Origin of the sequence: Ramlibacter agri (genome assembly GCF_012927085.1) — a bacterium.
GTDB lineage: Bacteria > Pseudomonadota > Gammaproteobacteria > Burkholderiales > Burkholderiaceae_C > Ramlibacter > Ramlibacter agri.
In genome coordinates this window covers 153030-179150 of sequence record NZ_JABBFX010000004.1, presented here as the reverse complement: position 1 = coordinate 179150, position 26121 = coordinate 153030, and the positions used below count along the sequence as shown (strand labels likewise).

The 26121-nt window shown below is 68.5% G+C and carries 21 protein-coding genes; 2 read left to right on the top strand and 19 right to left on the bottom strand.

Going from position 1 to position 26121, the window contains the following annotated elements; genetic code table 11:
- Positions 1-49 precede the first annotated feature (49 nt).
- The 9 genes from hisS to HHL11_RS30655 all read right to left on the bottom strand — a co-directional run bounded on the left by hisS (position 50) and on the right by HHL11_RS30655 (position 9449).
- Positions 50-1390, bottom strand: coding sequence for a histidine--tRNA ligase (hisS, locus tag HHL11_RS30695; protein ID WP_169422438.1), 1341 nt, complete (start codon positions 1388-1390; stop codon positions 50-52).
- Between the two features lie 5 nt (positions 1391-1395).
- A complete protein-coding gene (gene ispG / locus HHL11_RS30690; RefSeq protein ID WP_169422437.1) occupies positions 1396-2667 on the bottom strand; it encodes a flavodoxin-dependent (E)-4-hydroxy-3-methylbut-2-enyl-diphosphate synthase in 1272 nt (423 codons plus the stop codon).
- A complete protein-coding gene (locus tag HHL11_RS30685; RefSeq protein WP_169422436.1) occupies positions 2668-3684 on the bottom strand; it encodes a helix-turn-helix domain-containing protein in 1017 nt (338 codons plus the stop codon).
- The gene (gene pilW / locus HHL11_RS30680) at positions 3677-4510 is read right to left on the bottom strand and encodes a type IV pilus biogenesis/stability protein PilW (protein ID WP_240980508.1); all 834 of its coding nucleotides are present in this window, start codon (positions 4508-4510) and stop codon (positions 3677-3679) included. Before pilW ends, HHL11_RS30685 begins: the two co-directional genes overlap by 8 nt.
- The gene (rlmN, locus tag HHL11_RS30675) at positions 4507-5664 is read right to left on the bottom strand and encodes a dual-specificity RNA methyltransferase RlmN (RefSeq protein WP_169422435.1); all 1158 of its coding nucleotides are present in this window, start codon (positions 5662-5664) and stop codon (positions 4507-4509) included. Before rlmN ends, pilW begins: the two co-directional genes overlap by 4 nt.
- 7 nt (positions 5665-5671) lie before the next feature.
- The gene (gene ndk / locus HHL11_RS30670) at positions 5672-6097 is read right to left on the bottom strand and encodes a nucleoside-diphosphate kinase (protein WP_169422434.1); all 426 of its coding nucleotides are present in this window, start codon (positions 6095-6097) and stop codon (positions 5672-5674) included.
- Between the two features lie 102 nt (positions 6098-6199).
- Positions 6200-7630, bottom strand: a complete 1431-nt coding sequence (locus HHL11_RS30665) for a pseudouridine synthase (RefSeq protein WP_169422433.1) — start codon at positions 7628-7630, stop codon at positions 6200-6202.
- A gap of 6 nt (positions 7631-7636) precedes the next feature.
- Positions 7637-8389: an SMC-Scp complex subunit ScpB gene (gene scpB, locus HHL11_RS30660; RefSeq protein ID WP_169422432.1), complete on the bottom strand. Its 753-nt coding sequence runs from the start codon at positions 8387-8389 to the stop codon at positions 7637-7639.
- Between the two features lie 70 nt (positions 8390-8459).
- Positions 8460-9449 (bottom strand): RluA family pseudouridine synthase, encoded by a 990-nt coding sequence (locus tag HHL11_RS30655; protein ID WP_169422431.1) that lies wholly within the window; start codon positions 9447-9449, stop codon positions 8460-8462.
- A gap of 93 nt (positions 9450-9542) precedes the next feature.
- On the opposite strand from HHL11_RS30655, the gene HHL11_RS30650 reads away from it, so the two are divergent.
- Positions 9543-10319 carry an outer membrane protein assembly factor BamD gene (locus HHL11_RS30650; protein WP_425355230.1) on the top strand — a complete coding sequence of 259 codons (777 nt, stop codon included), beginning with the start codon at positions 9543-9545 and terminating at the stop codon, positions 10317-10319.
- A gap of 31 nt (positions 10320-10350) precedes the next feature.
- Here HHL11_RS30650 and yoaA read toward each other — a convergent pair whose 3' ends face one another.
- Together yoaA and HHL11_RS30640 are read right to left on the bottom strand one after the other, a co-directional pair.
- On the bottom strand, positions 10351-12357 hold the full coding sequence (gene yoaA, locus HHL11_RS30645) for a DNA repair helicase YoaA (RefSeq protein ID WP_240980512.1): 2007 nt from the start codon (positions 12355-12357) through the stop codon (positions 10351-10353).
- Between the two features lie 68 nt (positions 12358-12425).
- Positions 12426-12629, bottom strand: a complete 204-nt coding sequence (locus HHL11_RS30640; protein WP_169422429.1) for a YdcH family protein — start codon at positions 12627-12629, stop codon at positions 12426-12428.
- 83 nt (positions 12630-12712) lie between these two features.
- Here HHL11_RS30640 and HHL11_RS30635 point away from each other — a divergent pair, with 83 nt between their 5' ends.
- Positions 12713-13477, top strand: coding sequence for a PP2C family protein-serine/threonine phosphatase (locus HHL11_RS30635; RefSeq protein ID WP_169422428.1), 765 nt, complete (start codon positions 12713-12715; stop codon positions 13475-13477).
- Between the two features lie 87 nt (positions 13478-13564).
- Here HHL11_RS30635 and HHL11_RS30630 read toward each other — a convergent pair whose 3' ends face one another.
- The 8 genes from HHL11_RS30630 to HHL11_RS30595 all read right to left on the bottom strand — a co-directional run bounded on the left by HHL11_RS30630 (position 13565) and on the right by HHL11_RS30595 (position 26063).
- Positions 13565-14215, bottom strand: a complete 651-nt coding sequence (locus HHL11_RS30630; protein ID WP_169422427.1) for a hypothetical protein — start codon at positions 14213-14215, stop codon at positions 13565-13567.
- Positions 14212-15309 carry a cell division protein ZapE gene (gene zapE, locus HHL11_RS30625; RefSeq protein ID WP_169422426.1) on the bottom strand — a complete coding sequence of 366 codons (1098 nt, stop codon included), beginning with the start codon at positions 15307-15309 and terminating at the stop codon, positions 14212-14214. Before zapE ends, HHL11_RS30630 begins: the two co-directional genes overlap by 4 nt.
- A 124-nt stretch (positions 15310-15433) precedes the next feature.
- Entirely contained in the window at positions 15434-16852 is a 1419-nt protein-coding gene (gene lpdA, locus HHL11_RS30620) for a dihydrolipoyl dehydrogenase (protein ID WP_169422425.1), read from the bottom strand.
- 10 nt (positions 16853-16862) lie between these two features.
- Positions 16863-18134 carry a 2-oxoglutarate dehydrogenase complex dihydrolipoyllysine-residue succinyltransferase gene (gene odhB / locus HHL11_RS30615; RefSeq protein ID WP_169422424.1) on the bottom strand — a complete coding sequence of 424 codons (1272 nt, stop codon included), beginning with the start codon at positions 18132-18134 and terminating at the stop codon, positions 16863-16865.
- A 90-nt stretch (positions 18135-18224) separates the two neighbouring features.
- Complete coding sequence (locus tag HHL11_RS30610) at positions 18225-21095, bottom strand: 2-oxoglutarate dehydrogenase E1 component (RefSeq protein ID WP_169422423.1); 2871 nt, start codon at positions 21093-21095, stop codon at positions 18225-18227.
- A 179-nt stretch (positions 21096-21274) separates the two neighbouring features.
- The gene (locus HHL11_RS34775) at positions 21275-23389 is read right to left on the bottom strand and encodes a methyl-accepting chemotaxis protein (RefSeq protein WP_342593301.1); all 2115 of its coding nucleotides are present in this window, start codon (positions 23387-23389) and stop codon (positions 21275-21277) included.
- A 99-nt stretch (positions 23390-23488) separates the two neighbouring features.
- A complete protein-coding gene (locus tag HHL11_RS30600; protein ID WP_169422422.1) occupies positions 23489-25393 on the bottom strand; it encodes a propionate--CoA ligase in 1905 nt (634 codons plus the stop codon).
- Positions 25394-25466: 73 nt separating this feature from the next.
- A complete protein-coding gene (locus HHL11_RS30595; RefSeq protein WP_169422421.1) occupies positions 25467-26063 on the bottom strand; it encodes an isochorismatase family protein in 597 nt (198 codons plus the stop codon).
- Positions 26064-26121 lie beyond the last annotated feature (58 nt).

Below are 26121 nucleotides of genomic sequence, written 5' to 3'. Positions count from 1 at the left end.
ACGGGGGAGCTGGGGTGCGCTGCGCGCAACCCAGCCTACGAGGGCCAGCCTACAGGAGGCTGGTCGCCCAGGAAGAAACGTCTGCCAGCGGCCGCAGCACCTGCTCGCCGCCGCGCAGCGGCTTGACGGAAACCTGGCCCTGCGCCAGTTCGTCGCCGCCGAAGATCAATGCGAAACGGGCGCCGCTGGCGTCCGCCTTCTTGAACTGCGACTTGAAGCTGCCGGGGCCATCGGCTCCGCCGGCGTGCTGCTGCACCCGCACCCCGGCGGCGCGCAACTGCTCCAGCAGCGCCATCACCGGCGGCAGCGGCGTGCCGGGCGGCACGACGGCATACGCGTGGGGCGCGGCGTCCGGCACGGGCAGCTTCAGTTCCTGCAGCAGCAGCAGCAGGCGCTCGATGCCCAGGCCGAAGCCCACGGCCGGCGCCGGCTTGCCACCCAGCTGGCCGATCAGGCCGTCGTAGCGGCCGCCGCCGCACACCGTGCCCTGGGAGCCAAGCTGGTCGGTCACCCACTCGAACACGGTGAGGTTGTAGTAGTCCATGCCGCGCACCAGGCGCGTGTTGACGCGATATTCCAGGCCCACGGCATCCAGCACGGCACGGACGGCGTCGAAGTGCGCGCGCGAGGCTTCACCCAGGAAGTCCATCAGCCTGGGCGCGCCCTCGATCAGGGCCTGCATCGCCGGGTTCTTGCTGTCCAGGATGCGCAGCGGGTTCGTGTGCAGGCGCCGCTGCGAATCCTCGTCCAGCTGCTCCTGGTGCTGGCCGAAGTAGGCCACCAGCGCATCGCGGTGCTGCTTGCGCTCCTCGGGCTGGCCCAGGCTGTTGATCTCCAGCCGCACGTGCTGGCCTTCGACCAGGCCCAGCGCGCGCCACAGGCTGCGCGCCATCAGGATCATCTCGGCGTCGACGTCCGGGCCGGCGTAGCCCAGCGCCTCGACGTCCAGTTGGTGGAACTGACGGTAGCGGCCCTTCTGCGGCCGCTCGTGGCGGAACATCGCGCCGATGGTCCACAGGCGCAGCGGGCCGTTGTACAGCGCGTTGTGCTCGTTCATCGCGCGCACGATGCCGGCCGTGGCCTCCGGCCGCAGCGTCAGCTTGTCGCCGTTCATGGAATCGGTGAAGGAGTACATCTCCTTCTCCACGATGTCCGTCACCTCGCCCAGGCCGCGCACGAACAGCGCGGTCGGTTCGACGATGGGCGTCAGCAGGTACTGGTAGCCGTAGCTCGCCATCACCTGGCGCACGCTGGTTTCGAACCATTGCCACAGGGCCGAATCCGGCAGCTTCTCCGTGCGCGGCACGGAGGGCGGCAGGATGTCGTTCATGCCCTTGACGGCAACGAGCTTCTCCGCCTTCTTCGCGGCGGTGTTGTTCTCAATGGTCATGTCGCTCAGGCGTGTTCGGCAAGCTGGCCGAAACGCTTCTCGATGTAGTTCTCGACGATCGCGTGGAACTCGCGCGCGATGTTCTCGCCGCGAAGAGTCAGGGCCTTCTGGCCGTCGATGAAGACGGGCGCCGCGGGCGCCTCGCCGGTGCCGGGCAGGCTGATGCCGATGTCGGCATGCTTGCTCTCGCCCGGGCCGTTGACGATGCAGCCCATCACGGCCACCTTCATCTTTTCCACGCCCGGGTACTTGGCGCGCCAGACCGGCATCTGGGCGCGCAGGAAATCGTCGATCTGCTTGGCGAGTTCCTGGAAGGTGGTGCTGGTCGTGCGGCCACAGCCCGGGCAGGCGGTGACGCTCGGCACGAAGCTGCGCAGGCCCAGCGACTGCAGGATCTCGGAGGCGATGACCACCTCCTGCGTGCGCGACTCGCCCGGCTGCGGCGTCAACGACACGCGGATGGTGTCGCCGATGCCTTCCTGCAGCAGGATGCCCATGGCCACGGCGGACGCCACCGTGCCCTTGGTGCCCATGCCGGCTTCGGTCAGGCCCAGGTGCAGCGGGTAGTCGCAGCGGCGCGCGAGCTCCCGGTAGACGGAAATGAGGTCCTGCACGCCGCTGACCTTGCAGGACAGCAGCACCTGCTCGTGGCGCATGCCCAGTTCTTCAGCAAGTTGGGCCGACTGGATCGCGGAGGTGATGAGCGCTTCGTACATCACCGACTTCGCGTCCCAGGGCTGGGCCCGCTTCGCGTTGTCGTCCATCAGCTGGGCGAGCAGCTCCTGGTCCAGGCTGCCCCAGTTGACGCCGATGCGCACCGGTTTGTCCCACTTCAGGGCGGCCTCGATCATCTGCGCGAACTGGCGGTCCTTCTTGTCGCCCTTGCCCACGTTGCCGGGGTTGATGCGGTACTTGGACAGCGCCTGGGCGCAGTCCGGGAACTCGGTCAGCAGCCGGTGGCCGTTGTAGTGGAAGTCGCCGATCAGGGGCACGTCGATGCCCATGCGATCGAGCTGCTCGCGGATGTACGGGACCTGCTGCGCCGCCTCCGGCGTGTTGACGGTGATGCGCACCAGCTCGCTGCCGGCCAGCGCCAGTTCCTTCACCTGGATCGCGGTGCCGATGGCATCCACGGTGTCGGTGTTGGTCATGGACTGCACGCGCACCGGCGCGTCGCCGCCCACCGTGACCACGCGCGAGCCCCAGGCCACGCGGGCCTGGACGGAGCGGCGCGCCGCGGGTGCGGCAGGTTCGATGGGCAGGCAGTTCTCAGGCATTCAATTCACTTGGAAACGGGCCACGTTGTCGTGCGACACGGGCTGCAGGTTGTAGGGCTTGCCGCGCACCTCCACCTCCGTCTGCTCCACGCTGCCCACGGTGACGGACAGCGGCAGCGCGCCGCTGGCGCCGGCGGTCTCGCCGGCTTCCAGCAGCTTGCGCAGCACGGGCGTGCCGTGGGCGTCGGTCACCTGGACCCAGGAGCTGCCCTTGGCGCGGAATGTGACGATGCCCTTGGCGGCGATCGGCGCGCCGGAGGCGGCCGGGCCGCTCGCGGCCGGTGCGGCAGGCACGGCAGCCTTGGCCACGGGAGCCGAGGCAGCAGCGGCCGGCACCGATGCCGATCGTGCGGGCGCGGCCGCAACGGCCGAAGCCGGGCGCAGCGGCATGGGGGTAGCGTTGGCCGGCGCGGCGGCGACCGGCGCGGGAGCGGCAGGTACCGGCGCCAGCGCGGGGCTGGGCGTGAGCGGCGCGGAAGCCGCCACGGCCGGCGGATTCTCCGACGGCGGATTGATCACCACCGGCGTGCCGGGTGGCATCGCCGGTTCGTTGTTCTTGGCGGCCTGGCTGGCGTCCTCGTGGCGCTGGGCCACCGGCAGGAAGATCAGCACCACGGCGGCCAGCAGCAGCGCCACCACGGTCAGGGCCACCGGGCGCGAGACCTGGTCCAGCCAGCCGGAACGGGGCGCGTCACCGCGCGCGCTGAAAGGCGCGTTGATGCCGTCGCGGTCGGCCGCGAGGCGCGGCTTGGCGGTCTGCGGCAGGCGCTCCAGCACCGGCTGCGGGTCGATCTTCAGCGTGCGGGCCACGCTGGAAGCCAGCGCGCGCACGAACACCGAATCGCCGATCTGGTCGTACTGGTCCTCTTCCAGCGCCTCGAGCTTGCGCACCGGCACCTTGAGGTTGGCCGCCAGGGTGGCGACGTGCAGGCCGGCGGCTTCACGGGCTTCGCGCAGCAGCTGGCCGGCGGTCGGACCCTGGGGCTGCTGGCCGGGCTCCAGCGGCGCCTCACTCATCGAAGGCCCTCCGGTCCAGCGACAGGCGTTCCTTCGATTGCGGGAAGCGCTTGCGCAGCTGCTCGCCGAGCTGCTGCATGGCCACCTGGTCGTTCATGCGCTGTTCCACCTTGATGCCCAGCCACAGCGATTCGGCGTTGGCCAGCTCGCTGTTGTTCAGGCGGCGGATGTAGAACTGCGCGCGCTGGTAGTCGCCGCGCTGGTACAGCAGCTGCGCCAGGTTGTAGCCGGTCACCGGGTTGCCGGCGTCGAGCTCGTAGGAGCGCGCCAGGCTCTTCTCCGCCTCGGGCTTCAGGCCGGCCCGCGCCTGGCAGATGCCCAGCGCCAGGTAGGTCTTGGAGCGGCCGCCATAGGTGGGGTTGGCCAGCGCCGCCTCGAAGGACTTGAACGACTCCGGGTAGCGGGCCATCTGGCACTGCATCCAGCCGTAGTTGTGCTGCACGTTCGCGTCGCGCGGATTGAGCTGCAGCGCGCGCCGGAAGCTGTCCTCCGCCTGGCGGTTGTCGCCCATCCGCATGTAGATGAGGCCCCGCATGTTGAAGGCCTCGGCGTAGGTGGGATCGATGGAGATGACCTGCTTCAGCTCGTCGAGGGCGACTTCGGTCTTGCCTTCCTCGAAGTAGCCGGAGGCCAGCTCCAGCCGGATGCGCGCGCGGCGGCGGTTTTCCGGCTCGTCGGATGGCGTCACCATCCCGTCGTTCGCGCTCGCCTGGTCGGCCCCCGTGTTCGGGGTGGCGCAGCCCGCCAGCCCCAGCATCACACCACCTGCGGTGGCCGCCAGCAGCAAGGCGGCCCGCAGGCGCCCCCACGCCATGCTCGTTCTCATGTTCCCCTCTCGTCGTTGGACGCGGCATCCACCGGGACCGGCTTCAGCATCACCGTGCGCTGCTGCGCGATGCGCTCGCCCACCCGGGTCCGGTCCTTGACGTCGCCGGCCAGCTGGCCGCAGGCCGCATCGATGTCGTCGCCGCGCGTCTTGCGCACGGTCGTGACGATACCAGCATCACTCAGGATTTTCGCGAAAGCCTGGACGCGCTGTTGCGGCGAACGCACCAGCCCCGAGGCTGGAAAGGGGTTGAAGGGAATCAGGTTCAGCTTGCACGGCACGCCGGTGCCGCCGTGGCTGCGCACCAGCTTCACCAGCTCGCGCGCGTGTTCGGGCTCGTCGTTGACCCCGTCCAGCATGCAGTACTCGAAGGTGATGAAGTCGCGCGGTGCATGCACCAGGTAGCGGTTGCAGGAGTCCAGCAGCTCCGCGATCGGGTACTTTTTATTGAGCGGAACCAGCTTGTCGCGCAGTTCGTCGTTGGGCGCGTGCAAGGAAACCGCCAGCGCCACGGGCACGTCCTGCGCGAGGCGGTCGATCATGGGGACCACGCCGGACGTCGACACCGTCACGCGCCGGCGCGACAGGCCGTAGCCATGGTCGTCCAGCATCACGCGAAGAGCCGGCACCAGGGCCGAATAGTTCTGCAGCGGTTCGCCCATGCCCATCATCACCACGTTGGAGATGACGCGCTCGCCATTCGTCTTCAGGTGGCCGCGCAGGAAGTGCTCGGCGAACCAGAGCTGGGCGAGGATCTCGCCGGTCGTGAGGTTGCGCGAGAAGCCCTGGTGGCCCGTGGAGCAGAAGCGGCAGCCGACGGCGCAGCCGGCCTGGGAGGAGATGCACAGGGTGCCGCGGTCGTCCTCGGGGATGAACACGGCTTCGACGGCGTCGCCGTTGCCCACGTCGAACAGCCACTTGATCGTGCCGTCGGCGGACTCGTGCTGCGTGATGATGCGCAGGCCCTCGACCCGGGCGCTGCCTTTGAGCTTTTCGCGCAACGACTTGGCCAGGTCGGACATCTGGTCGAAGTCGCTGGCGCCCTTCTGGTGGATCCAGCGGAACAGCTGGGTCGCCCGGAATTTCTTTTCGCCGAGCGACGCGCAGAACGCGGCCAGACCCTCGAGGTCGTAATCGAGCAGGTTGGCCGTCATCGCATGCTTAGCGCGAGTAGATGTTCATGCCCGGGAAGAAGAAGGCGACTTCGTTCTTCGCGGTTTCGGCGGCGTCGGAGCCGTGCACGGCGTTGGCGTCGATGCTGTCGGCGAAATCGGCGCGGATGGTGCCGGGGGCAGCCTTCTTGGGATCGGTCGCGCCCATCAGGTCACGGTTCTTCAGGATGGCGCCTTCGCCTTCCAGCGCCTGGATCATCACCGGGCCGGAGACCATGAAGTCCACCAGGTCCTTGAAGAAGGGACGCTCCTTGTGCACGGCGTAGAACTGCTCGGCTTCGCCCCGCGACAGGTGGGCCATGCGGGCAGCGATGACCTTCAGGCCGGCGGCTTCGAAGCGCGCGTAGATCTGGCCGATCACGTTCTTCGCCACGGCGTCGGGCTTGATGATGGAGAGGGTGCGTTCGATTGCCATTTGGGTTTCCTGGGTTCGTTCTTTAGGGTTTTGCCGGATGAAGAAAGTTCGGCAAAGCCCGCAATTCTAGCTTGCGGGCATGACATATGCATGGCCCGGGGCTTAGCCGCGCCCGCGCCGCTGGCCGCCGCGGCGCTGGCCGCCACCGCCGCCCATGCCGCCGCCCCCCATTCCACCACCCTGGCCGCCACCGCGGCGCTGGCGGTTGAAGCTGTCGGCGCCGATGTAGCCGAAGGATGTCTTCATCGGATCGGGCTGGCCGCCGCCGGCACCACCACCGCCGCCGCCCCCGCCGCCACCGCCGCCACCGCCGCCGCCCCGCTTGCCACCGACGGAGGTCTTCATCGGGTCCGGCTGGCCGCCGCCGCCCTTGTTGCGGCGCTGCTGGCCTTGGCCTTGACCCTGGAACGGGCCCTGCCCTTGGCCCTGGCCCCGGGGCGACGGACCGCCCTGCGGCCGCGGACCGTCGCCGCGCGTGCCGCCGCGGCGCTTGTTGCGCCCGCCGCCGCCCTTGCCTTCGCCCTCGCCGCGGCCCTGCGGGCGCGTGAGGTCGGCACCAGCCGCCGCGCCGAGCGAGTTGATGTCGCGCTCGTCCAGCTCCATCCAGGCGCCGCGCTTCAGCCCGCGCGGCAGCACCATGGCGCCGTAGCGGATGCGGATCAGGCGACTGACCGCATGGCCCACCGCCTCGAACAGCCGGCGCACTTCGCGGTTGCGGCCTTCGCTGATGGTCACGCGGTACCAGACGTTGGAACCCTCGCCGCCGCCCTCGTCGATGCTGCCGAAGCCGGCCTTGCCGTCTTCCAGGTCGACGCCATCGAGCAGGCGTTGGCGCTCTTCGGAGCTCAGCGCGCCCAGCACGCGCACGGCGTACTCGCGCTCCAGGCCGAAGCGCGGGTGCATCAGCTTGTTGGCCAGTTCGCCGGAGCTCGTGAACAGCAGCAGGCCTTCGGTGTTCAGGTCCAGCCGGCCGACCGACTGCCACTTGCCCTGCTGCAGCTTGGGCAGCTTGCGGAACACCGTGGGGCGGTTCTGCGGGTCGTCGTGCGTGACGACCTCGCCCACCGGCTTGTGGTACGCGATGACGCGCGGCGGCGGCGGCGCGATGCGCACGCGGATCGGCTTGCCGTTGACCTTGATCGAATCGCCGTACTGGATGCGTTGGCCGATGTGGGCGGGCTCGTTGTTGACCGAGATCCGCCCTTCCATGATCAGCTGCTCCATCTCCAGCCGCGAGCCGAGGCCGGCCTGGGCGAGCACCTTGTGCAGCTTGGGCGTTTCGGGCTGCGGAGCCAGCACGCGCTTGGGCCGGTCGCCCTCGGGCTGCTCCTCCTCGGCGTCGAAGCGGCCGCTGACGACGTCCTCGAAACGCACGGCGGGCTCGGGGCCTGCGGTGGCAGCCGCGGGCGCAGCGGGCGCCTCGTCGTCGACCCCCTGCTCCTCGCCCTGCTGGGCTTCAGCGGCGGGGAGATCGTCCTCGGCCGCAGGTTCGTCGTTGGGGCGTCGCGCCATGGCTTCGGTCGGGTCGTTCATGGGTGTTCAGGTCTCGATGGCTTGGGCCGCGTTCGGGTCGGCGCCGTCGTCGTCCGGCCCGCGGCTGGGCTCCGGAATCTCTGGCGTGGCCTGCGGCTGGTCTTCGGCTGCCAGGGGCTCCAGCGGCAGCGAAAGCTCGGGGGACGGTTCGGAAGCGGCGGATTCGCCCTCGCCGCCTTCGGCGATGGGCAGCGGGGGCTGCTCGCCCAGGCCACGCTCCAGCGCGCTGAAGACATCGGCCTGCTGTGACGGGCTCTGCAGCTCCGGCAGCTGGTCCAGCGAAGCCAGGCCCAGGTCGTCCAGGAAATTGCGGGTGGTGGCGTAGAGGCCGGGACGGCCCACGGCTTCGCGGTGGCCGATCACCTCGATCCAGCCGCGATCTTCCAGCTGCTTCAGGATCTGCGAGTTGACGGTGACGCCGCGGATGTCTTCCATGTCGCCACGCGTCACGGGCTGGCGGTAGGCGATGATCGCCAGCGTCTCCATGGCGGCCCGGCTGTACTTGGGCGGCTTCTCGGGATGCAGGCGGTCGAGGTACTCGCGCATCTCGGGCCGGCTCTGGAAGCGCCAGCCACTGGCCACGCAGACGAGCTCGACGCCGCGCAGGGCCCATTCGTCCTGCAGCTGCCCCAGCAGCTCCTTGATGGTGTCCGCGCCCAGCTCGTCGCCGAACAGCACGCGCAGCTCGCGCACCGTCAGCGGTTGATGGGTGCAGATCAGCGCGGTTTCGAGGACGCGCCGGGCATCCGCCGTAGTCATGGTCTTGTGTTTGTCCGGTGGGGTCCGGGGGCAAGGCGCCTGGAAGCGCTCTTGCGCGGGGGGCACGCCTTCAGGGCGCCGCCGCGGGCTGGCTCGCAAGCCATTCGGATTCATTGTAACGCAGGCCCCAGGCTGCCCACGCCTGCCGCAAGTCCGCCGGTGGCGGGGCGAAAAAGCTGAGCCGCTCGCCCGTGGCCGGATGCGCGAAAGCCAGGTGGAAGGCATGCAGGGCCTGGCGCTGCAGGCCCGCCGCCGGCGCCCCGCCGTAGAGCGGATCGGCCAGCAGCGGATGGCCGACGTGGGCAAGGTGCACGCGGATCTGGTGGGTGCGCCCCGTCTCCAGCGTGCAACGCACGGCGCAGCCCTGGGCGGTGGTATCCAGCAGGTCCGCCACGGTGGCGGCCGGCTTGCCCGGATTCCGCTCGGGATCGACCACCGCCATCCGCAGGCGGTTGCGCGGGTCGCGTCCGATCGCGCCTTCGATGCGGCGGTGCGGCGCGCCCTGCCATTCCCGGTGCGCGAGCGCCAGGTACTGGCGCGTGACCTCGCGGGCAGCGATCAGCCCGACGAGCGCATCCATCGCCTGGCGCGTGCGCGCCACCACCATCAGGCCGCTGGTGTCCTTGTCCAGGCGATGCACGATGCCGGCGCGGGGAAGCGTGCGAGCCTGGGCGTCGCGCGCGAGCAAGGCATTGAGCAGCGTGCCGCTCCAGTTGCCGGGCGCGGGATGCACCACCAGGCCGGCCGGCTTGTCGACCACCAGCAGGTGCGCGTCCTCGTGCACCACCGTAAGCGGGATGTCCTCCGGCTGGAAAGCCTGGCTCTGGGGCGTGGGCCGCAGCTCGATGTTGCCCGCGTCGCCGGCGCGCACCTTGTGCGAGGGCTTGCCGGCGACGGCGCCGCCCAGCTTGACGGCGCCGGCGTCCACCAGCTGCTGCAGGTAGCTGCGCGAAAACTCCGGCACGAGCGCAGCCAGCGCGCGGTCCAGCCGCTGCTGGTGCAGGGCCGCGGGAATGGTGAAGACGCGGGTTTCCGCTTCGGCGCCGGGTTCTTCCAGCACGTCTTCGTTCGAATTGTCTTGGGGGTCGTGCGCTAGAATGGTTCAGCCCTATCTGAGAGAGAGTTGCGCGTGGTTTTGAGCCGTAAATTATCCGTGGTCCCAGCCCTGCTGGCCCTGGCCGTGCTGGCCGGCTGCGCCACGAAAGACGACGACAAGACGGCCAACTGGAGCCCGAACCGCATTTATTCGGAGGCCAAGGACGAACTCGAGTCCGGCGCCTACGAAAAGGCGATTCCACTGTACGAGAAGCTGGAAGGCCGCGCCGCCGGCACGCCGCTGGCGCAGCAGGCGCAGCTGGAACGCGCCTACGCCTACTACAAGTCCGGCGAGCCGGCGCAGGCGCAGGCCACGCTGGATCGCTTCATGAAGCTGCACCCGGCCAGCCCGGCGCTCGACTACGCGTTGTACCTGAAGGGCATCACGAACTTCAACGACAACCTGGGTTCGTTCTCCTTCCTGTCCCGCCAGGACCTGTCGGAGCGCGACCAGAAGGCCGCCAAGGAATCGTTCGAGTCCTTCCGCGAGCTGGTGGAGCGCTTCCCGGACTCCAAGTACACGCCCGATGCGCGCGCCCGCATGACGTACATCGTCAATTCGCTGGCGGCGTACGAGGTGCACGTGGCGCGCTACTACTACACGCGCGGCGCCTACGTGGCAGCGATCAACCGCGCGCAGGCCGCGCTGGCGGATTACCGCGACGTGCCGGCGCTGGAAGAGGCGCTCTACATCCTGATGCGCTCCTACGACGCGCTGGGCATGGCGCAGCTGCGTGACGACACGCGGCGCGTGCTGGAGAAGAACTATCCGCAGAGCGAGTACGTCAGCCGCGGCGGGAGGAAGAAGGACGACCCGTGGTGGAAGCTCTGGTGAGCTGAAGAAAGGGCCGCTTCGCGGCCCTTTTTCATTGGGGTCGGGCCGCCAGTTCCTCGAGGGCCTGCTCGAACTCCGCCTCGTCGTTCAAGCGCCGCATCGGCGGCAGCGCACCCAGCAGCCGGCGCCCGTAGCCCATGGACACCAGCCGCGTGTCGCACACCACCAGCAGCCCGCGGTCGGTCTCGCGGCGGATCAGGCGGCCGGCGCCCTGCTTCAGCGCCACCGCCGCTTCCGGGATCGAATAGTCGTTGAACGAGCTGCGGCCCTGGGCCTCCAGGCGCTGGCTGCGCGCCTCCACCAGGGGGTCGCCCGGCGGCGGGAAGGGCAGCTTGTCGATGATGACCATCTCCAGCGCTTCGCCCGGCACGTCGACGCCTTCCCAGAACGAGGCCGAAGCCACCAGCACGCAGCCGGGCCGGCCGTCCGACGCGCCTTCGCGAAAGCGTTCGATCAGCCGGCGCTTGGGCCACTGGCCCTGCACCAGGATCTCCAGCTCCAGGCTGCCGGCAAAGCGCTCCTGCAACTGCTCGCCGATGGCGCGCAGCGCGCGCAAGGTGGTCGTGAGCACCATGGTGCGGCCGCCCAGGCGCTGCGCCGCGCGTTCGGCCAGCGCCGCGACGGCGCCGCTGTGCCCGGCCTCGTTGGGACGCGGAAAGCGGCGCGGCACGTAGAGCGACGCCTGCGACGGATAGTCGAAGGGGCTGGCCACGCGCAGCACCTCGGCTTCTTCCAGCCCGCAGGGCTCGGTGAACCAGGACAGGCGCGCATCGTCGCCCAGCGTGGCGGAGGTGAAGATCCAGCTGCGGCGGTTGGCCTCCGCATCGTGGTCCTCGCCCTGTTTCAGCAGCTTCTGCTGCACGGCCTGCGCGATGTCCAGCGGCGACTCCACCAGCCGCAGCTGGTTGCCGGCGTCCACCCAGCGCACCGCGCCTTCGGCCGGCTCGCGCGTGAAGGCATGCAGGCTGCGGTGCAACGTGAGCGCGCGTTCGTGCAGGCGCACGAAATCCGGCGCCATCTCGCTGACGGTGCCCAAGCCTTCGGCGGCCTGCTCCAGCGCGGCCGCCAGCTGCGCCAGGGCATCGTTCCAGGTCTCTTCGTGCACGCCTTCCGGCGCGACGTCGGACCAGCGCACGCGGCTTCCGGGCGGCAGCCGGCCCATCGTCAGGCGCAGGTCGCGCGCCGCGCGCTCGGTGGCGCCGGCAAGCAGTTGCCAATCGACCAGGCCGCGCGCGAACTGCAGGCCCGCCCCGAGCATGTCGCGCGCGAAATCCAGCACCTGGCCCGTGCCGACCTGGCGCCCCAGGAACTGCACGCCGGTTTCATTGAGCTGGTGCGCCTCGTCGAAGATCACCACGCGCACGGTCGGCAGCAGTTCCGCCATGCCCGACTCGCGCACCGCGAGGTCGGCGAAGAACAGGTGGTGGTTGATCACGACCACTTCCGCGGCAAGCGCCTCGCGGCGCGCCGCGTTCACGTGGCACTGGCGGAACTTGGGGCAGTCCGAGCCCAGGCAGTTGTCACGGGTGGAGGTGATGTAGGGAAGGACCGGCGAGCGCTCGTCCAGGCCCGTCATTTCCGCCAGGTCGCCGGTGCGCGTGGCCTGCGCCCATTCCTCCACCTTGGCCAGCGTGCGCAAGGCACTGCGGTCCGGGAAGCTCCCGTCCTGGCGCGCGAGCTCCATGCGGTGCAGGCACAGGTAGCTGCCGCGGCCCTTCAGCAAGGCCATGCGCACCGGCAGGCCCAGCGCTTCGGCCAGCCGCGGCAGGTCGCGGCCGAACAGCTGGTCCTGCAGGGTCTTGGTGGCGGTGGAGATCAGCACGCGCTCGCCGCTCAGGAGCGCGGGCACGAGGTAGGAGAAGGTCTTGCCGACGCCCGTGCCGGCTTCCACCACGAGCGCCCCACCCTGCTCGATCGTGCGGGCGACGGCGATGGCCATCTCGGTCTGGCCGCCGCGGGGGCGGAAGGCTTCGGCCGCACGCGAAAGCACGCCACCGGGCACGAAGGCATTGCGCGCGAGTTCGCTGAGGCTCTGCATCGGGACGGCAGGCACGCCCTCCCCCGGCTCCGCGTGGCTTCCGGGCCACGCCACTGCTGAATCCGTCATCACGCGGGTTCTTTGGGATCGAGCACCAGTTCGAGGCGGGCGATCTCGTCGCGCAGGGCCAGGCGGCGCTTCTTGAGGCGGCGCAGCATCAGTTCGTCGAGCGGAAGCTGCTCGCTGGCGCGGTCGATGAGGGCATCGAGGTCGGCATGTTCCATGCGAAGCTCGATGAGGCGCCGCTCGGGGGAGTGCAGGTTGGTATCCAAGGTAACAGGCGGGCGCCGCGGCGGGATCATTCGATAATACGTCTTTCGAAAGCAATAATCGAGCGGACCTGTCCGCCAGCCCCATGAGCAGCAGCAAAGGCTACCGACTTACCGCATCGACCGGCATCCACAAGGGGGACCGGGAATACCAGCAGGACCAGATCGCGCTCGTGACCCATCCGCGCATCAACGGGTGCGTGCTCGGCGTGGTGGCCGACGGCATGGGCGGGCGCAGCGGGGGCCGCAAGGCGAGCGACCAGGTCATGATGACCTGCAAGCAGCTGTTCGAGCGCTATTCGCCGGACCATGACGACACGCCCTCGGTGCTCAAGCAGATGGTGCACGAGTCGCACCTGGTCATCAAGCTGACGGCCATCTCCTCCGAGCAGGAGCCGCACAGCACCATCGCGGCCTTCATCATCAACCCCAACGGCGAGTGCTACTGGGTGCATGCGGGCGACTCGCGCATCTACCACTTCCACAGCAACCGCCTGGTGAAGCGCACCATGGACCACAGCTACGTGCAGACGCTGGTGGACCGCGGCGAGCTCACGGAGGAAGAAGCCAACGTGCACCCGCAGTCCAACATCCTCATGGGCTGCCTGGGCGCGGAAGACGACCCGCCCGCCGACCTGCACCACATCGACCAGCTGCGCCCCGGCGACACGCTGCTGGCCTGCAGCGACGGCGTCTGGCACTACTTCAACGCGGAGGAACTCGGCTCGGTGCTGTCGTCGCTGTCGCCGCGCGAAGCGACGGAATTCCTGATCGAGAAGGCGCGCTCGCGCGCGCACGGCGGCGGCGACAACCTGTCGCTGGTGATCGTGAAGCTGGAGCCTTTGGGCTGATCTGTCATTGCGGGCTCGACCCGCAATCCATCATGGCGCGGCGCCACGCCGGCACGGATCCCGGGTCAAGCCCGGGATGACGACGGGTCAGTTCGGCGGAGGCGGCAGCGCGGAGGCCGCCGGCTTCGCGCGCTTCGCGTTGCGCTCCTCCACCGCCTTGCGGTGTTCGGCCGCTTCCTGCTGGCGCTGCTCGTACTTCTCGCGGTTCTCGGCAACCTTGGCGGCGTCCGCCTGGGACGTGGCCGGGTTCGCGGTATGCGGCGTGCCCTGTGGGCCCGGTGCGCCCTTGGCTTCCTTCGGAGCGCGCGGATGCGCCGCGCGGTCGGCCTCCTGCGTGGCGCGCTTGGCCGTGTTCTCGTCGAACTCCTTCTGCCGGCGCGCGCTGTCCTCCAGCGCCCTGGCGCGCCGGTCGCCTTCCTGCTGCTGCTTTTCGGGCGTGAACTTCTCGTTGTACGCGCGCTGGCGCTCCTCTTCGCGGCGCTTGCGGTCCGCGTCGTTCAGCGCCACTTCCTGCCGGCGCAATTCGGCCATCGCATCGTCGCGGGTGCGCTTGGCCTTGCTGATGCAGTCGTTGACGGCAAAGTGCTTGCGGCAGGCTTTTTCCTCGGTGACGAAGCGATCCTGCGCCACGTCGCGCTCGTGCTTGATGCGGGCGCGCTCGGCCTCCTGGTCCCGGTCCTGGGCCAGGGCCGGCAGCGTGGCCAGCAGCAGGAGCGAGGCGGCAGCAAGGGCTTTCATGTGAGGCGGGTGTCGACGGCGCGGTGCTCGAGGGCGAGGAATTCGGCGGACTGCATCTCCGTGAGGCGGGATACCGTACGCGGGAATTCATGGGCCAGCGGCCCTTCCGTGTACAGCTCCTCCGGCGGCACTTCCGCGGACAGGATCAGTTTGACACGGCGATCGTAAAGAACGTCCACCAGCCAGGTAAATCTTCGTGCTTCCGAAGCCAGCCGCACCGACATCTTCGGCACGTCGCTGAGCAGCACCGTGTGGAACTGCGTCGCGATCTCGAGGTAGTCGTTCTGCGAGCGCGGGCCGCCGCAGAGCGTCTTGAAGTCGAACCAGACCACGCCGCCGGCCTTGCGCCGGGCGCGGATCTCGCGGTGCTCGATGTGCAGCACCGGGTCCTCGTCGTGCGCCTCGGCCAGGCGCGTGAAAGCTTCGTCCATCTCGGCGTCGGCCTGCGCGCCCAGCGGCGTGTGGTACAGCTTCACCTGCTCCATCGTGCGCCGGCGGTAGTCGGTGCCGTTGTCGACGCTGATCACTTCCAGCTTGTCCTTCAGCAGCTCGATGGCCGGAAGGATGCGGTCGCGGTGCAGGCCGTTGGGATAGAGGTCGTCGGGCCGGAAGTTGGACGTGGTGACGAAGCCCACGCCGTTGTCGAACAGCGCGTCCAGCAGCCGGTGCAGGATCATCGCGTCGGTGATGTCGGCGACGTGGAACTCGTCGAAGCAGATCAGCTTGTAGCGCCTGGCGATCCGCTCGCCCAGCACGTCCAGCGGGTTCTGCGTGCCCTGCAGCTCGGCGAGCTCGCGGTGCACCTCGCGCATGAACTCGTGGAAGTGCAGCCGCGTCTTGCGGACGATGGGGACCGCCTGGAAGAAGCAGTCCATCAGGAAGCTCTTGCCGCGCCCCACCCCGCCGTACATGTACACGCCGCGCGGGATGGAGGGCCGGTTGATCAGCTTCTTGAAGGCGTTGGAGCGCTGGTCCTTGTACTGCGACCACTCCGTGGCGCAGCGATCCAGCGCTTCGATGCCGCGCAGCTGCGCGGGGTCGCTGTCGTAGCCCCTGGCCTTCAGTTCGTCGTAGTAGACGTCGCGGACGCTCATCGGAAAAGGCGAACCTCCGGTCGCAAAGGACGCAAAGGGAACGCAAAGGACGCAAAAAAGACTTTCATTGAATCCTTTTGCGATCTTTGCGTTCTTTTGCGCTTTTTGCGTCCGGCAGTCCGACTTAGAAGTTCAGCGTCCGCTTGTCCACCGCCAGCGCGGCTTCCTTCGTCGCTTCGGACAGCGACGGGTGCGCGTGGCAGATGCGGGCGATGTCCTCGCTGGAAGCGCGGAACTCCATCGCGACCACGGCCTCGGAGATCAGCTCGCTGGCCATCGGGCCGACGATGTGCACGCCGAGGATCTCGTCGGTCCTGGCATCGGCCAGGAACTTCACCATGCCCGTCGTGTCGCCCAGCGCGCGCGCGCGGCCGTTGGCCAGGAACGGGAAGGTGCCGGCCTTGTACTGCACGCCGGCGGCCTTGAGCTGCTGCTCGGTCTGGCCCACCCACGCGATCTCGGGGCTGGTGTAGATCACCCAGGGGACGGTGTTGAAGTTGACGTGCCCGTGCTGGCCGGCAATGCGCTCGGCCACCGCGACGCCCTCTTCTTCCGCCTTGTGCGCCAGCATCGGGCCGCGCACCACGTCACCCACCGCCCACACGTTGGGCAGGCTGGTGCGGCACTCTTCGTCCACCACGATGGCGCCACGCTCGTCGAGCTTCAGGCCCACGGCCTCGGGGTTCAGGCCGATGGTGTTGGGCACGCGGCCGATCGAGACGATCAGCTTGTCGGCTTCGATCTTCTGCGCCTCGCCCTTGGCGTTGGTGTAGTTCACCGTCACGCCGGCAGCGGTCTTGGCGATGTCGCCGACCTTCACGCCCAGCTCGATCTTCAGGCCCTGCTTGTCGAAAGCCTTCTTGGCTTCCTTGGCGATCTGCTCGTCGACGGCGCCCAGGAAGGTGGGCAGCGCTTCCAGCACGGTGACTTCCGCGCCGAGGCGGCGCCACACCGAGCCCATTTCCAGGCCGATCACGCCGGAGCCGATCAGCACAAGCTTCTTCGGCACGGCGCCGACGCGCAGCGCGCCGTCATTGGACAGCACGACCTGCTCGTCGAAGGGCACGCCGGGCAGCGCGCGGGCGTTGGAGCCGGTGGCGACGATGACGTGCTTGCCGGTGATGGTCTCTTCACCCGCCTTGATCTCGTAGCCGTCCGCGCCGGCCTTGACGAAGGAGCCGCGGCCGTGGAAGAAGCTGACCTTGTTCTTCTTGAACAGGTACTGGATGCCGTCGTTGTTCTGCTTCACGACGCTGTCCTTGCGGCCCAGCATCTTCGCCACGTCCAGGCCCAGGCCGGACACGTTGATGCCGTGGTCCGCGAAGTGCTTGGAAGCGTGCTCGTAATGCTCCGAGGACTGCAGCAGCGCCTTGGACGGAATGCAGCCGACGTTGGTGCAGGTGCCGCCCAGGGCGGGGCCGCCCTTGTCGTTCTTCCACTCGTCGATGCACGCCGCGTTGAAACCCAGTTGCGCCGCGCGGATGGCGGCGATGTAGCCGCCGGGACCGCCGCCGATGACGATCACGTCAAATTGCTTTGCCATGGTGATCGCCTCAGATATCGAACAGCAAACGAGCCGGGTCTTCCAGCGCTTCCTTCATCGCCACCAGGCCCAGCACGGCTTCGCGGCCGTCGATGATGCGGTGGTCGTAGGACATGGCCAGGTAGTTCATCGGCCGGACCACGATCTGGCCGTTCTCCACCACGGCGCGGTCCTTGGTGGCGTGCACGCCCAGGATCGCGGATTGCGGCGGGTTGATGATGGGCGTGGACAGCATCGAGCCGAAGGTGCCGCCGTTGGAGATGGAGAACGTGCCGCCGGTGAGCTCTTCGAGGCCCAGCTTGCCGTCCTTGGCCTTCTGGCCGAACTCGGCGATTTTCTTCTCGATGTCGGCGAAGGACATCTGGTCGGCGTTGCGCAGGATCGGCACCACCAGGCCGCGCGGCGAACCCACCGCGATGCCGATGTCGAAGTAGCCGTGGTAGACGATGTCGTTGCCGTCGACCGAGGCGTTGATCACCGGGTACTTCTTCAGCGCATGCACGGCGGCCTTCACGAAGAAGGACATGAAGCCGATCTTGACGCCGTGTTCCTTGGTGAACTGGTCCTGGAACTTCTTGCGCATCTCCATCACGGGGGCCATGTTCACTTCGTTGAACGTGGTCAGGATGGCATTGGTGGACTGCGACTGCAGCAGGCGCTCGGCGACGCGGGCGCGCAGGCGCGACATCGGCACGCGCTGCTCGGGGCGGTCGCCCAGGCTCGGGGCGCCGACAGGCGCGGCCACCTGGGGCAGCGCGGCGCGCGGGGCGGCGGCGGGCACGGCCACCGGGGCGGCCACGGCGGCCTTGGCGGCGGTGCCACCGGCGATGGCGCCGAGCACGTCGCCCTTGGTCACGCGGCCGTCGCGGCCGGTGCCGGCCACGGAACCGGCGGCCAGGCTGTTGTCCGCCATCAGCTTGGCGGCGGCGGGCATGGCGATGTCACCCTTGGCGCCGCCAGCGGCAGCGGCGGGGGCCGGGGCGGCAGCAGACGGCGCGGGCGCGGCGGCGGCCGCGGCAGGAGCGGCGGCGCCGGCCTTGCCTTCGGTGTCGATCCTGGCGATCAGCTGGTCGGAGGTGACCGTGCCGCCGTCGGCGACCACGATCTCGGCCAGCACGCCGGAGTCGGGCGCGGGGACTTCGAGCACGACCTTGTCGGTCTCGATCTCGATCAGGATCTCGTCCATCGCCACGGCTTCGCCGGGCTTCTTCTTCCACTGCAGCAGGGTCGCTTCTGCAACCGATTCGGACAGTTGCGGGACCTTGACTTCAACGATAGCCATTTGATTTTCCGTTTTGGGTTGAGCGTTGAGGGTTGAGCGTGCCCAGCGCCGGGCACACGCCCAACGCCGAACGCCCAACGCTCAACCTGTTTATTTGGTAAGAACGAAGCCCTTGAGCTTGGCGAAGGCCCCATCGACCAGCGCCTTCTGCTGCTCCACGTGCAGGTGCGAGTAGCCCGCGGCGGGCGACGCGGAGGCCGCGCGGCCGGCGTAGCCCAGCTTCTGGCCTTCGACCATGTTCTCGTGGATGTTGTGCTGCACGAAGAACCAGGCGCCCTGGTTCTGCGGCTCGTCCTGGCACCACACGAGGTCCGTCACGTTCGGGTACTTCTTCAGTTCCGCGGCGAAGGCCTTGTGCGGGAAGGGGTACAGCTGCTCGACGCGGATGATCGCCACGTCGTCGATGCCCTTCTCCTCGCGCTTCTTGGCCAGGTCGTAGTAGACCTTGCCCGAGCACATGACCAGGCGCTTGACCTTGTCGGCCTTCAGGTCCTTGTTGTCCGGGATCACCGTCTGGAAGCCACCCTTGGTGAACTCGGACAGCGGCGAGGTCGCGTCCTTGTTCCGCAGCAGCGACTTCGGCGTCATGATCACCAGAGGCTTCCGCAGCGGACGGATCATCTGGCGGCGCAGCACGTGGAAGATCTGGCTGGCCGTCGTCGGCTGCACCACCTGCATGTTGGTGTCGGCCGACAGTTGCATGAAGCGCTCCAGGCGGGCCGAGCTGTGCTCGGGGCCCTGGCCTTCGTAGCCGTGCGGCAGCATCAGCGTGATGCCGTTGACGCGGCCCCACTTCACTTCGCCGGAGGCGATGAACTGGTCGATGACCACCTGGGCGCCGTTGGCGAAATCGCCGAACTGCGCTTCCCAGATCACCAGCGTGTGCGGGTCGTTCGAGGCGTAGCCGTATTCGAAGCCCAGCACCGCCTCTTCCGACAGGATGGAGTCGATGCAGGTGAACGGGGCCTGGTTCTCGGCGACGTGCTGCAGCGGGATGTACGTGCCGACGTCCCACTTCTCGCGGCTCTGGTCGTGCAGCACGGCGTGGCGGTGCACGAAGGTGCCGCGGCCGACGTCTTCGCCGGACAGGCGCACCGGGTAGCCGGAGGCGACCAGCGAGGCGAAGGCCATGTGCTCGCCCATGCCCCAGTCGATGTTGGCTTCGCCGCGGCCCATGGTGGCGCGGTCTTCCAGCACCTTCTTCACCAGCGGGTGCACGCCGAAGTCCCCGGGCACGGTGGTGATGCGCTCGGCCAGGCGCTTCCACTCGGCCAGCGGGATGGCCGTGTCGGCGCTGTCGGTCCACTTCTTGTTCAGGTACGGCGCCCAGTCGACGGCGTACTTGCTCTTGAAGTTGGACAGCACGGGGTCGACGGTGTGCTTGCCGGCGTCCATGGCGGCGCGGTAGGCCTTGACCATGTCGTCGCCCAGCGTCGCGCCCATGCCCTGCGCGGACAGCTTGTCGGCGTACAGGCGGCGCGTGCCGGGGTGGGCCGCGATCTTCTTGTACATCAGCGGCTGGGTCAGCGCGGGGGTGTCCTGCTCGTTGTGGCCCAGCTTGCGGAAGCACACGATGTCGACGACGACATCCTTGTTGAACTCCATGCGGTACTCGAGCGCCAGCTGCGTCGCGAGCACCACGGCTTCCGGGTCGTCGCCGTTCACGTGCAGCACCGGGCACTCGATCATCTTGACGATGTCGGTGCAGTACAGCGTGGAGCGGGCGTCGCGCGGGTCGGAAGTGGTGAAGCCGATCTGGTTGTTGATGACGATGTGCACCGTGCCGCCCGTGTAGTAGCCACGGGTTTCGGCCAGCGCCAGCGTCTCCTGCACCACGCCCTGGCCGGCGATGGCGGCGTCGCCGTGCACCAGCACGGGCAGCACCTGCTTGCCCAGTTCGTCGGCGCGGCGGTCCATGCGCGCACGCACGGACCCCTCGACCACCGGGTTCACGATTTCCAGGTGCGAGGGGTTGAAGGCCAGCGACAGGTGCACCGGGCCGCCGGGGGTGGTGACGTCGGAGCTGAAGCCCTGGTGGTACTTCACGTCACCGGCGGGCAGTTCCTCGGGGGCGCTGTGGTCGAACTCGGCGAACAGGTCCTTGGGCATCTTGCCCAGGGTGTTCACCAGCACGTTCAGGCGGCCGCGGTGCGCCATGCCGATCACGATTTCCTGCACGCCCTTTTCGCCGGCGCGCTGGATCAGTTCGTCCATCGAGGCGATGAAGCTCTCGCCGCCTTCCAGCGAGAAGCGCTTCTGGCCGACGTACTTGGTGTGGAGGAAGCGCTCCAGGCCTTCGGCCGCGGTCAGGCGGTCGAGGATGTGGCGTTTCTTTTCGGCGTTGAAGCTCGGCTTGGAGCGGATCGCTTCCAGCTTCTGCTGCCACCAGCGCTTGCGGTTCTGGTCGCTGATGTACATGAACTCGGCGCCGATGGTGCCGCAGTACGTCTCGCGCAGCGCGTTGAGCAGCTCGCGCAGCGGCATGCTCTCCTTGCCGAAGAAGGTGTTGCTGGTGTTGAACACCGCTTCCTGGTCGGCGTCCTTGAAGCCGTAGAAGGACGGCTCCAGCTCGGGGATGTTCTCGCGGACGTCGCGCTTGAGCGGGTCCAGGTCGGCCCAGCGGGCGCCGACGTTGCGGTAGGCGGCGATCAGCTGCTGGACGGCCGTGCCCTTGCGGGCCAGTTCGAGGTCGCCACCGGCGGCGACCACGACCTTCGTGCCACCGGCCTTGGCGCGCTCGGCGAAGGCGTTGACGACGGGAAGGTGGGGGACGTCCTTGGCGTTGCTGCCGTCGACGGCAGGAACGTTCTGCAGGGCGTCGAAGTATTCACGCCAGATGTCGGGCACGCTGCCCGGGTTGGCGAGGTAGTTCTCGTACATCTCCTCGACGTACGGAGCGTTGCCGCCAAAAAGATAAGAATTGCCGTTGAAGGCCGTGTAGACGGAGCTTTGGTCGCTCATCCTCTGCGCTACTTTCCGCTTCCCTCCGGGAAGCATGGAGCTGGTTGGTATACCTTCCGCGACACGGCTGAACCGGTTGGCGGATGCGACTGTGGGGGAAGGGCCCTGGTTGCGGTGCGGAGTATGCCACCGAATCAGGGTTTCCATGGGGGCGGGGGTGGAATCCCCGTTTCAGCGCGTCAAAACTCCTTCCAGTCCGCGCCGGCTTGGGCCTTTTGTGGGACAGCCCGTGGCGCGGCCACGACGGGAACGGGGTGCAGGCCCAGGCGCGCGGCGCCGCGGCTGCTGTTGCGCGCCTGCGCGATCGCCTCGCGCGCTTCCCGGGTTTCCTCGCGTCCATGCAGCTTGAACATGGCCACGGCCTCCGCCAGCCGGCCGGCCTGCTCGCGCATGGACTGGGCGGCGGCCGAGGCCTCCTCCACCAGCGCGGCGTTCTGTTGCGTGACCGAATCCATCTGACTGATGGCCTGGTTGACCTGCTGGATGCCGGTGGTCTGCTCGGTGCTGGCCGCCGCGATCTCCGCCATGATGGACGTGACGTCCCGGATGCCGACCACCACTTCGTCCATGGTCTGGCCGGCGCGGGTGACCAGCGCGCTACCGGCCGCGACCTTGCCGACCGAGTCGTCGATCAGCCCCTTGATCTCCTTGGCCGCAGCCGCGGAGCGCTGCGCCAGGCTGCGCACCTCCGCGGCCACCACCGCGAAACCGCGGCCCTGCTCCCCGGCCCGGGCCGCTTCGACGGCTGCATTGAGCGCCAGGATATTGGTCTGGAAGGCGATGCCGTCGATCACGCCGATGATGTCGACGATCTTGCGCGAAGCGGCATGGATGGACTCCATGGTCTCCACCACCTCGCCCACCACGGCGCCGCCGCGGGTGGCCACGTCCGACGCCGACTGCGCCAGCAGGTTGGCCTGCGTCGCGTTCTCGGCGTTCTGCTTGACGGTGCTGGTGAGCTCCTCCACCGAGGCTGCGGTCTCCTCCAGCGTGCTGGCCTGCTCCTCGGTGCGCTGCGACAGGTCGGCATTGCCATTGGCGATCTCGTCGGTGCCTCCCAGCAACGAGCCCGAGGCAGCGCGCACCCGCGCGATCATCGCGCCCAGCGCGTCATCGGCTCGCCGCAGTTCCTCCACCAGCGCGCCCAGCTCGTCGCGCGAGGCCGCGGCCGGCACGCGTCCCAACTCGCCACGCGCCAGCGAGCGGGCCGCGCCCTCGGCGGCCTGCACGCCGGCCTGCATCGCGTAGTACATGCCCAGGAACAGGTAGACCGACAGCAGCATGGCTGCGGCCAGCGTGGCCACCAGCGCGTTGCGCTTGAACGTCGCGGACGCGCTGCGCTCCTGCAGCAACTGGTCCATCAGGGAGCGGTTGGCTTCCACCAGGTCCCACGATGCGGCGACGGCGGCGGCCGACGCCTCCTGCACCTGCTGTTGCGTGGCCTGGATGGCTTCCGCCTCGGTGAAGTTCCGGCGGATGAAGCCCACCATGTCCTTGGAGCTTGCCTTCAGCTTGTCGAAGCTGGCCGAGAGGCGCTCCTGCACCACAGGGCTCACCGCCATCGACTGCTTCAGCATGGTCTCGACGCCCGTGAAGGTGTCGTCCAGGCGGGCCTGCGTGACCTCGTAGAACACCTTGTCGGCGGGGCGGATCTCGCCGCGCGACACGTTCATGGTGGCGTAGGCCATGATCCGCACGATGATGCCGGCGGTGCTGGGCGAGTTGTTCGCCAGCGGGAAGCCCAGGTAGAACAGGTCCAGGTCCGGATCCAGCGCCATCTTCGAGCGGTTGCCCAGGTCACGCATGTAGGCGTACAGGCGCGCGTACTCCGGCGCGTGGGCGACGAAGCCCTTGGCGGAAAACTCGCGGTCCAGGGGCAGCGCCGCCAGCTTCTTCTGCAAGTCTTCCCAGCCCTGGCGCATGGCCTTGGTTTCCGGACCCATGTCGTACATCGGCCTGGCCGCCGCGACCTGCGCCTCGATGCGCACCAGCACCTTCTCGATGACCACTGCCTGCGCCTGCAGCCGCTGGCGCACGGACTCGTCGCCTGGTGGCGCCATGATGACGATGCGGCGGCTCTCGATCAGCACCTTGTTCCACTCGACCAGCGTCGCCATCAGCGCCACGGCGCTGCGCTCGGACTCGATCATGTGGATGCGCTCGCCCAGGCGCTCCGCCTGGGTGATGCCCAGCCACAGCAGCAGGGCCGCGGTGATGCCGCCGCAGACGACGAACTTCGAACGGAAGCGCAAGCGCGCCATCAGCGCCACCACGGGCGCGAACAGGCCTTTCACGGTGGACCCCTCTTCGCTCTGGTTGTCTATGCAACTCAGTGTTACCGGAAAGCCTGTTCGTGCGCCAGCACCAATGCTACGTTTTGTAGCAATTCAGCCTCACTCTCCCGCGGGCTTCAACAAATCCTTGATCTGCTGCAAGGCCGAGGGATCCTCGATGGTCGTCAGGTCGCCGGCGTCCCGGCCTTCGCACACGGCCTGGATGGCGCGGCGCAGCAGCTTGCCGCTGCGCGTCTTGGGCAGCAGCGTCACGAAGCGCACGCGGGCCGGCCGGGCGACGGCGCCCAGCTGCTCGTCGACCACCTTCATGATCTCGCCTTCCAGCTTCAGCTTCGCGGCTTCGTCCACGAGGCCGGAAGCGTCCCGCGGCACGCAGAAGGCCATGGCCACCTGCCCCTTCAAGGCATCGGCCACGCCGACGACGGCGACTTCCGCCACGTTCGGGTGCGAGGAGATGCTCTCCTCGATCTCGCGCGTGCCCAGGCGGTGCCCAGCCACGTTGATCACGTCGTCGGTGCGGCCCAGGATGTAGTAGTAGCCGTCGGCATCGCGGATGCCCCAGTCGAAGGTGCTGTACACCTCCTGCCCCGGGATGCTTTTCCAATAGGTGTCCACATAGCGCCCGTCGTCGCGCCAGACGGTCTGCATGAAGCCGGGCGGCGTCGGCCCGGCGATGACGACCACGCCCTTCTGGCCCGGCTCCTTCAGCTCCTCGCCGGTGGACTCGTGCACCAGCCGGACGTCGTAGCCGTACATCGGCAGGCCCGGGCTGCCGAACTTGCTGGCCTGCGGCTCCACGCCGTTGGCGATGGTCAGGATCGGCCAGCCGCTTTCGGTCTGCCAGTAGTTGTCGATGACGGGCACGCCCAGGCCGTCGCTGATCCAGCGTGCGGTGGGCTCGTCCAGCGGCTCGCCAGCCAGGAACAGGGCCTTCAGGCTGGACAGGTTGTACTTCTTCAGGAAGGCCGGGTCCTGCTTCTTCAGCACGCGCACCGCGGTGGGCGCGCTGAACATCGAGGTGACCTTGTATTTCTCCACCAGGCTCCACCAGATGCCGGCATCGGGCCGGACCGGCAGGCCTTCGTACAGGATGGTCGCCATGCCGGCGATCAGCGGCCCGTAGACGATGTAGCTGTGGCCCACGACCCAGCCGATGTCACTGGTGGAGAAGTAGGTCTCGCCCGCCTTGGCCAGGAAGATGTGCTTCATGCTCGCGGCCAGCGCCACCGCGTAGCCGCCGACATCGCGCTGCACGCCCTTGGGGCGGCCGGTCGTGCCGCTGGTGTAGATGGTGTAGCTGATGTCGGCGGCGTCCAGCCAGGTACAAGGCACTTCGGAACGCGCGTGCTGGTCCGCCAGCGTGGCCCAGTCGTGGTCGCGCCCCGGCACCTTCTCCATGGGCGCGAGGCCGCGGTCGACCAGCAGCACGGCCTGCGGCTGGTAGCTGGAAAGGCGGACGGCCTCGTCCAGCAGCGGCTTGTAGGGCACCACCTTGCCGCCGCGCGAACCGGCATCGGCGCTGACGATCACCTTCGGTTCCGCGTCCTCGATGCGAGTGGCCAGCGACACCGACGCAAAGCCGCCGAACACCACGGAGTGGATGGCGCCGATGCGCGCGCAAGCCAGCATGGCGAACACGGCCTCGGGGATCATCGGCATGTAGATCAGGACGCGATCGCCCTTCCCTGCGCCCAGCGAAGCCAGCACCGCCGCCATCTTCTGCACCTCGCGGTGCAGTTCGCGGAAGCTGTAGACGCGTTCCTGGTTGGTCTCGGTGGAGACGTAGATCAGGGCCGCCTGCTCCGCCCGGTCCTTCAGGTGCCGGTCCACCGCGTTGTGGCACAGGTTGGTCGTGCCGCCGGCGAACCAGCGCGCGAACGGCGGCTTGCTGTTGTCGCAGGCCTGCTGCGGCGGCACCTGCCAGTCGATCAGGCGGGCCTGCTCGGCCCAGAAATTCTCGCGGTCCTGCAGCGAGCGGCGGTGGAAGTCGGCGTACGACGGCATCGGCTTGGTCTCCTCGGGTCTGCGCGCCCATTGTGGGCACGCGCCTTGCCGCAGCCTGACGCACCGCCCGCGCCTATTTGATCAGGCTCAGGACTTCCTTGAATTGGGGATGATCCGCGCCCCGCAGCCATTCGAAGGCCACCATTTCCGTGGTGACCAGCTCCGCGCCGGCAGCGGCCAGGCGGTCGAAGGCCGCGTCGCGGTTGCGCTCGGTGCGCGAGCTGCAGGCGTCCGTCACCACCCACACGTCCAGCTCCTCTTCCAGCAGCCCCAGCGCCGTCTGCAGCAGGCACACATGGGCTTCGCAGCCGGCGATGACCACGCACTCGCGGCCCGGGGGCGGCGCGGCTTTCTGCAGGTGCTTGGGCAGGCTGCGCGCGTTGCCGCCCTGGCGCGGTGCGGGTTTCAGGCGCGGCAGCAGCGCGCCGCTGCCGTCGAAGTCGATCTTCTGCACGATGCGGCCAGCCACCAGCGGAGCCAGCGGCTCCACCGTGGGACCCAGCGATTTCGCGTTCTCCTCCGTGGCCCACAACGGGACCTCGAGCAGTCCGGCGAGCCGGGCCAGCCGCACGGCATTGGCCAGCACGAAGTCCCCTTCGTGGATGGCGGGCATCAGGCGTTGCTGGTAATCGACCAGCACGAGTTGGCAATCTTCGGCGTCCAGCAGCATGCGTTTTCCTTTGCCGCGATTATTCCCTGCCCCGCGGGGGGCACAGGCAGCCCGGTAC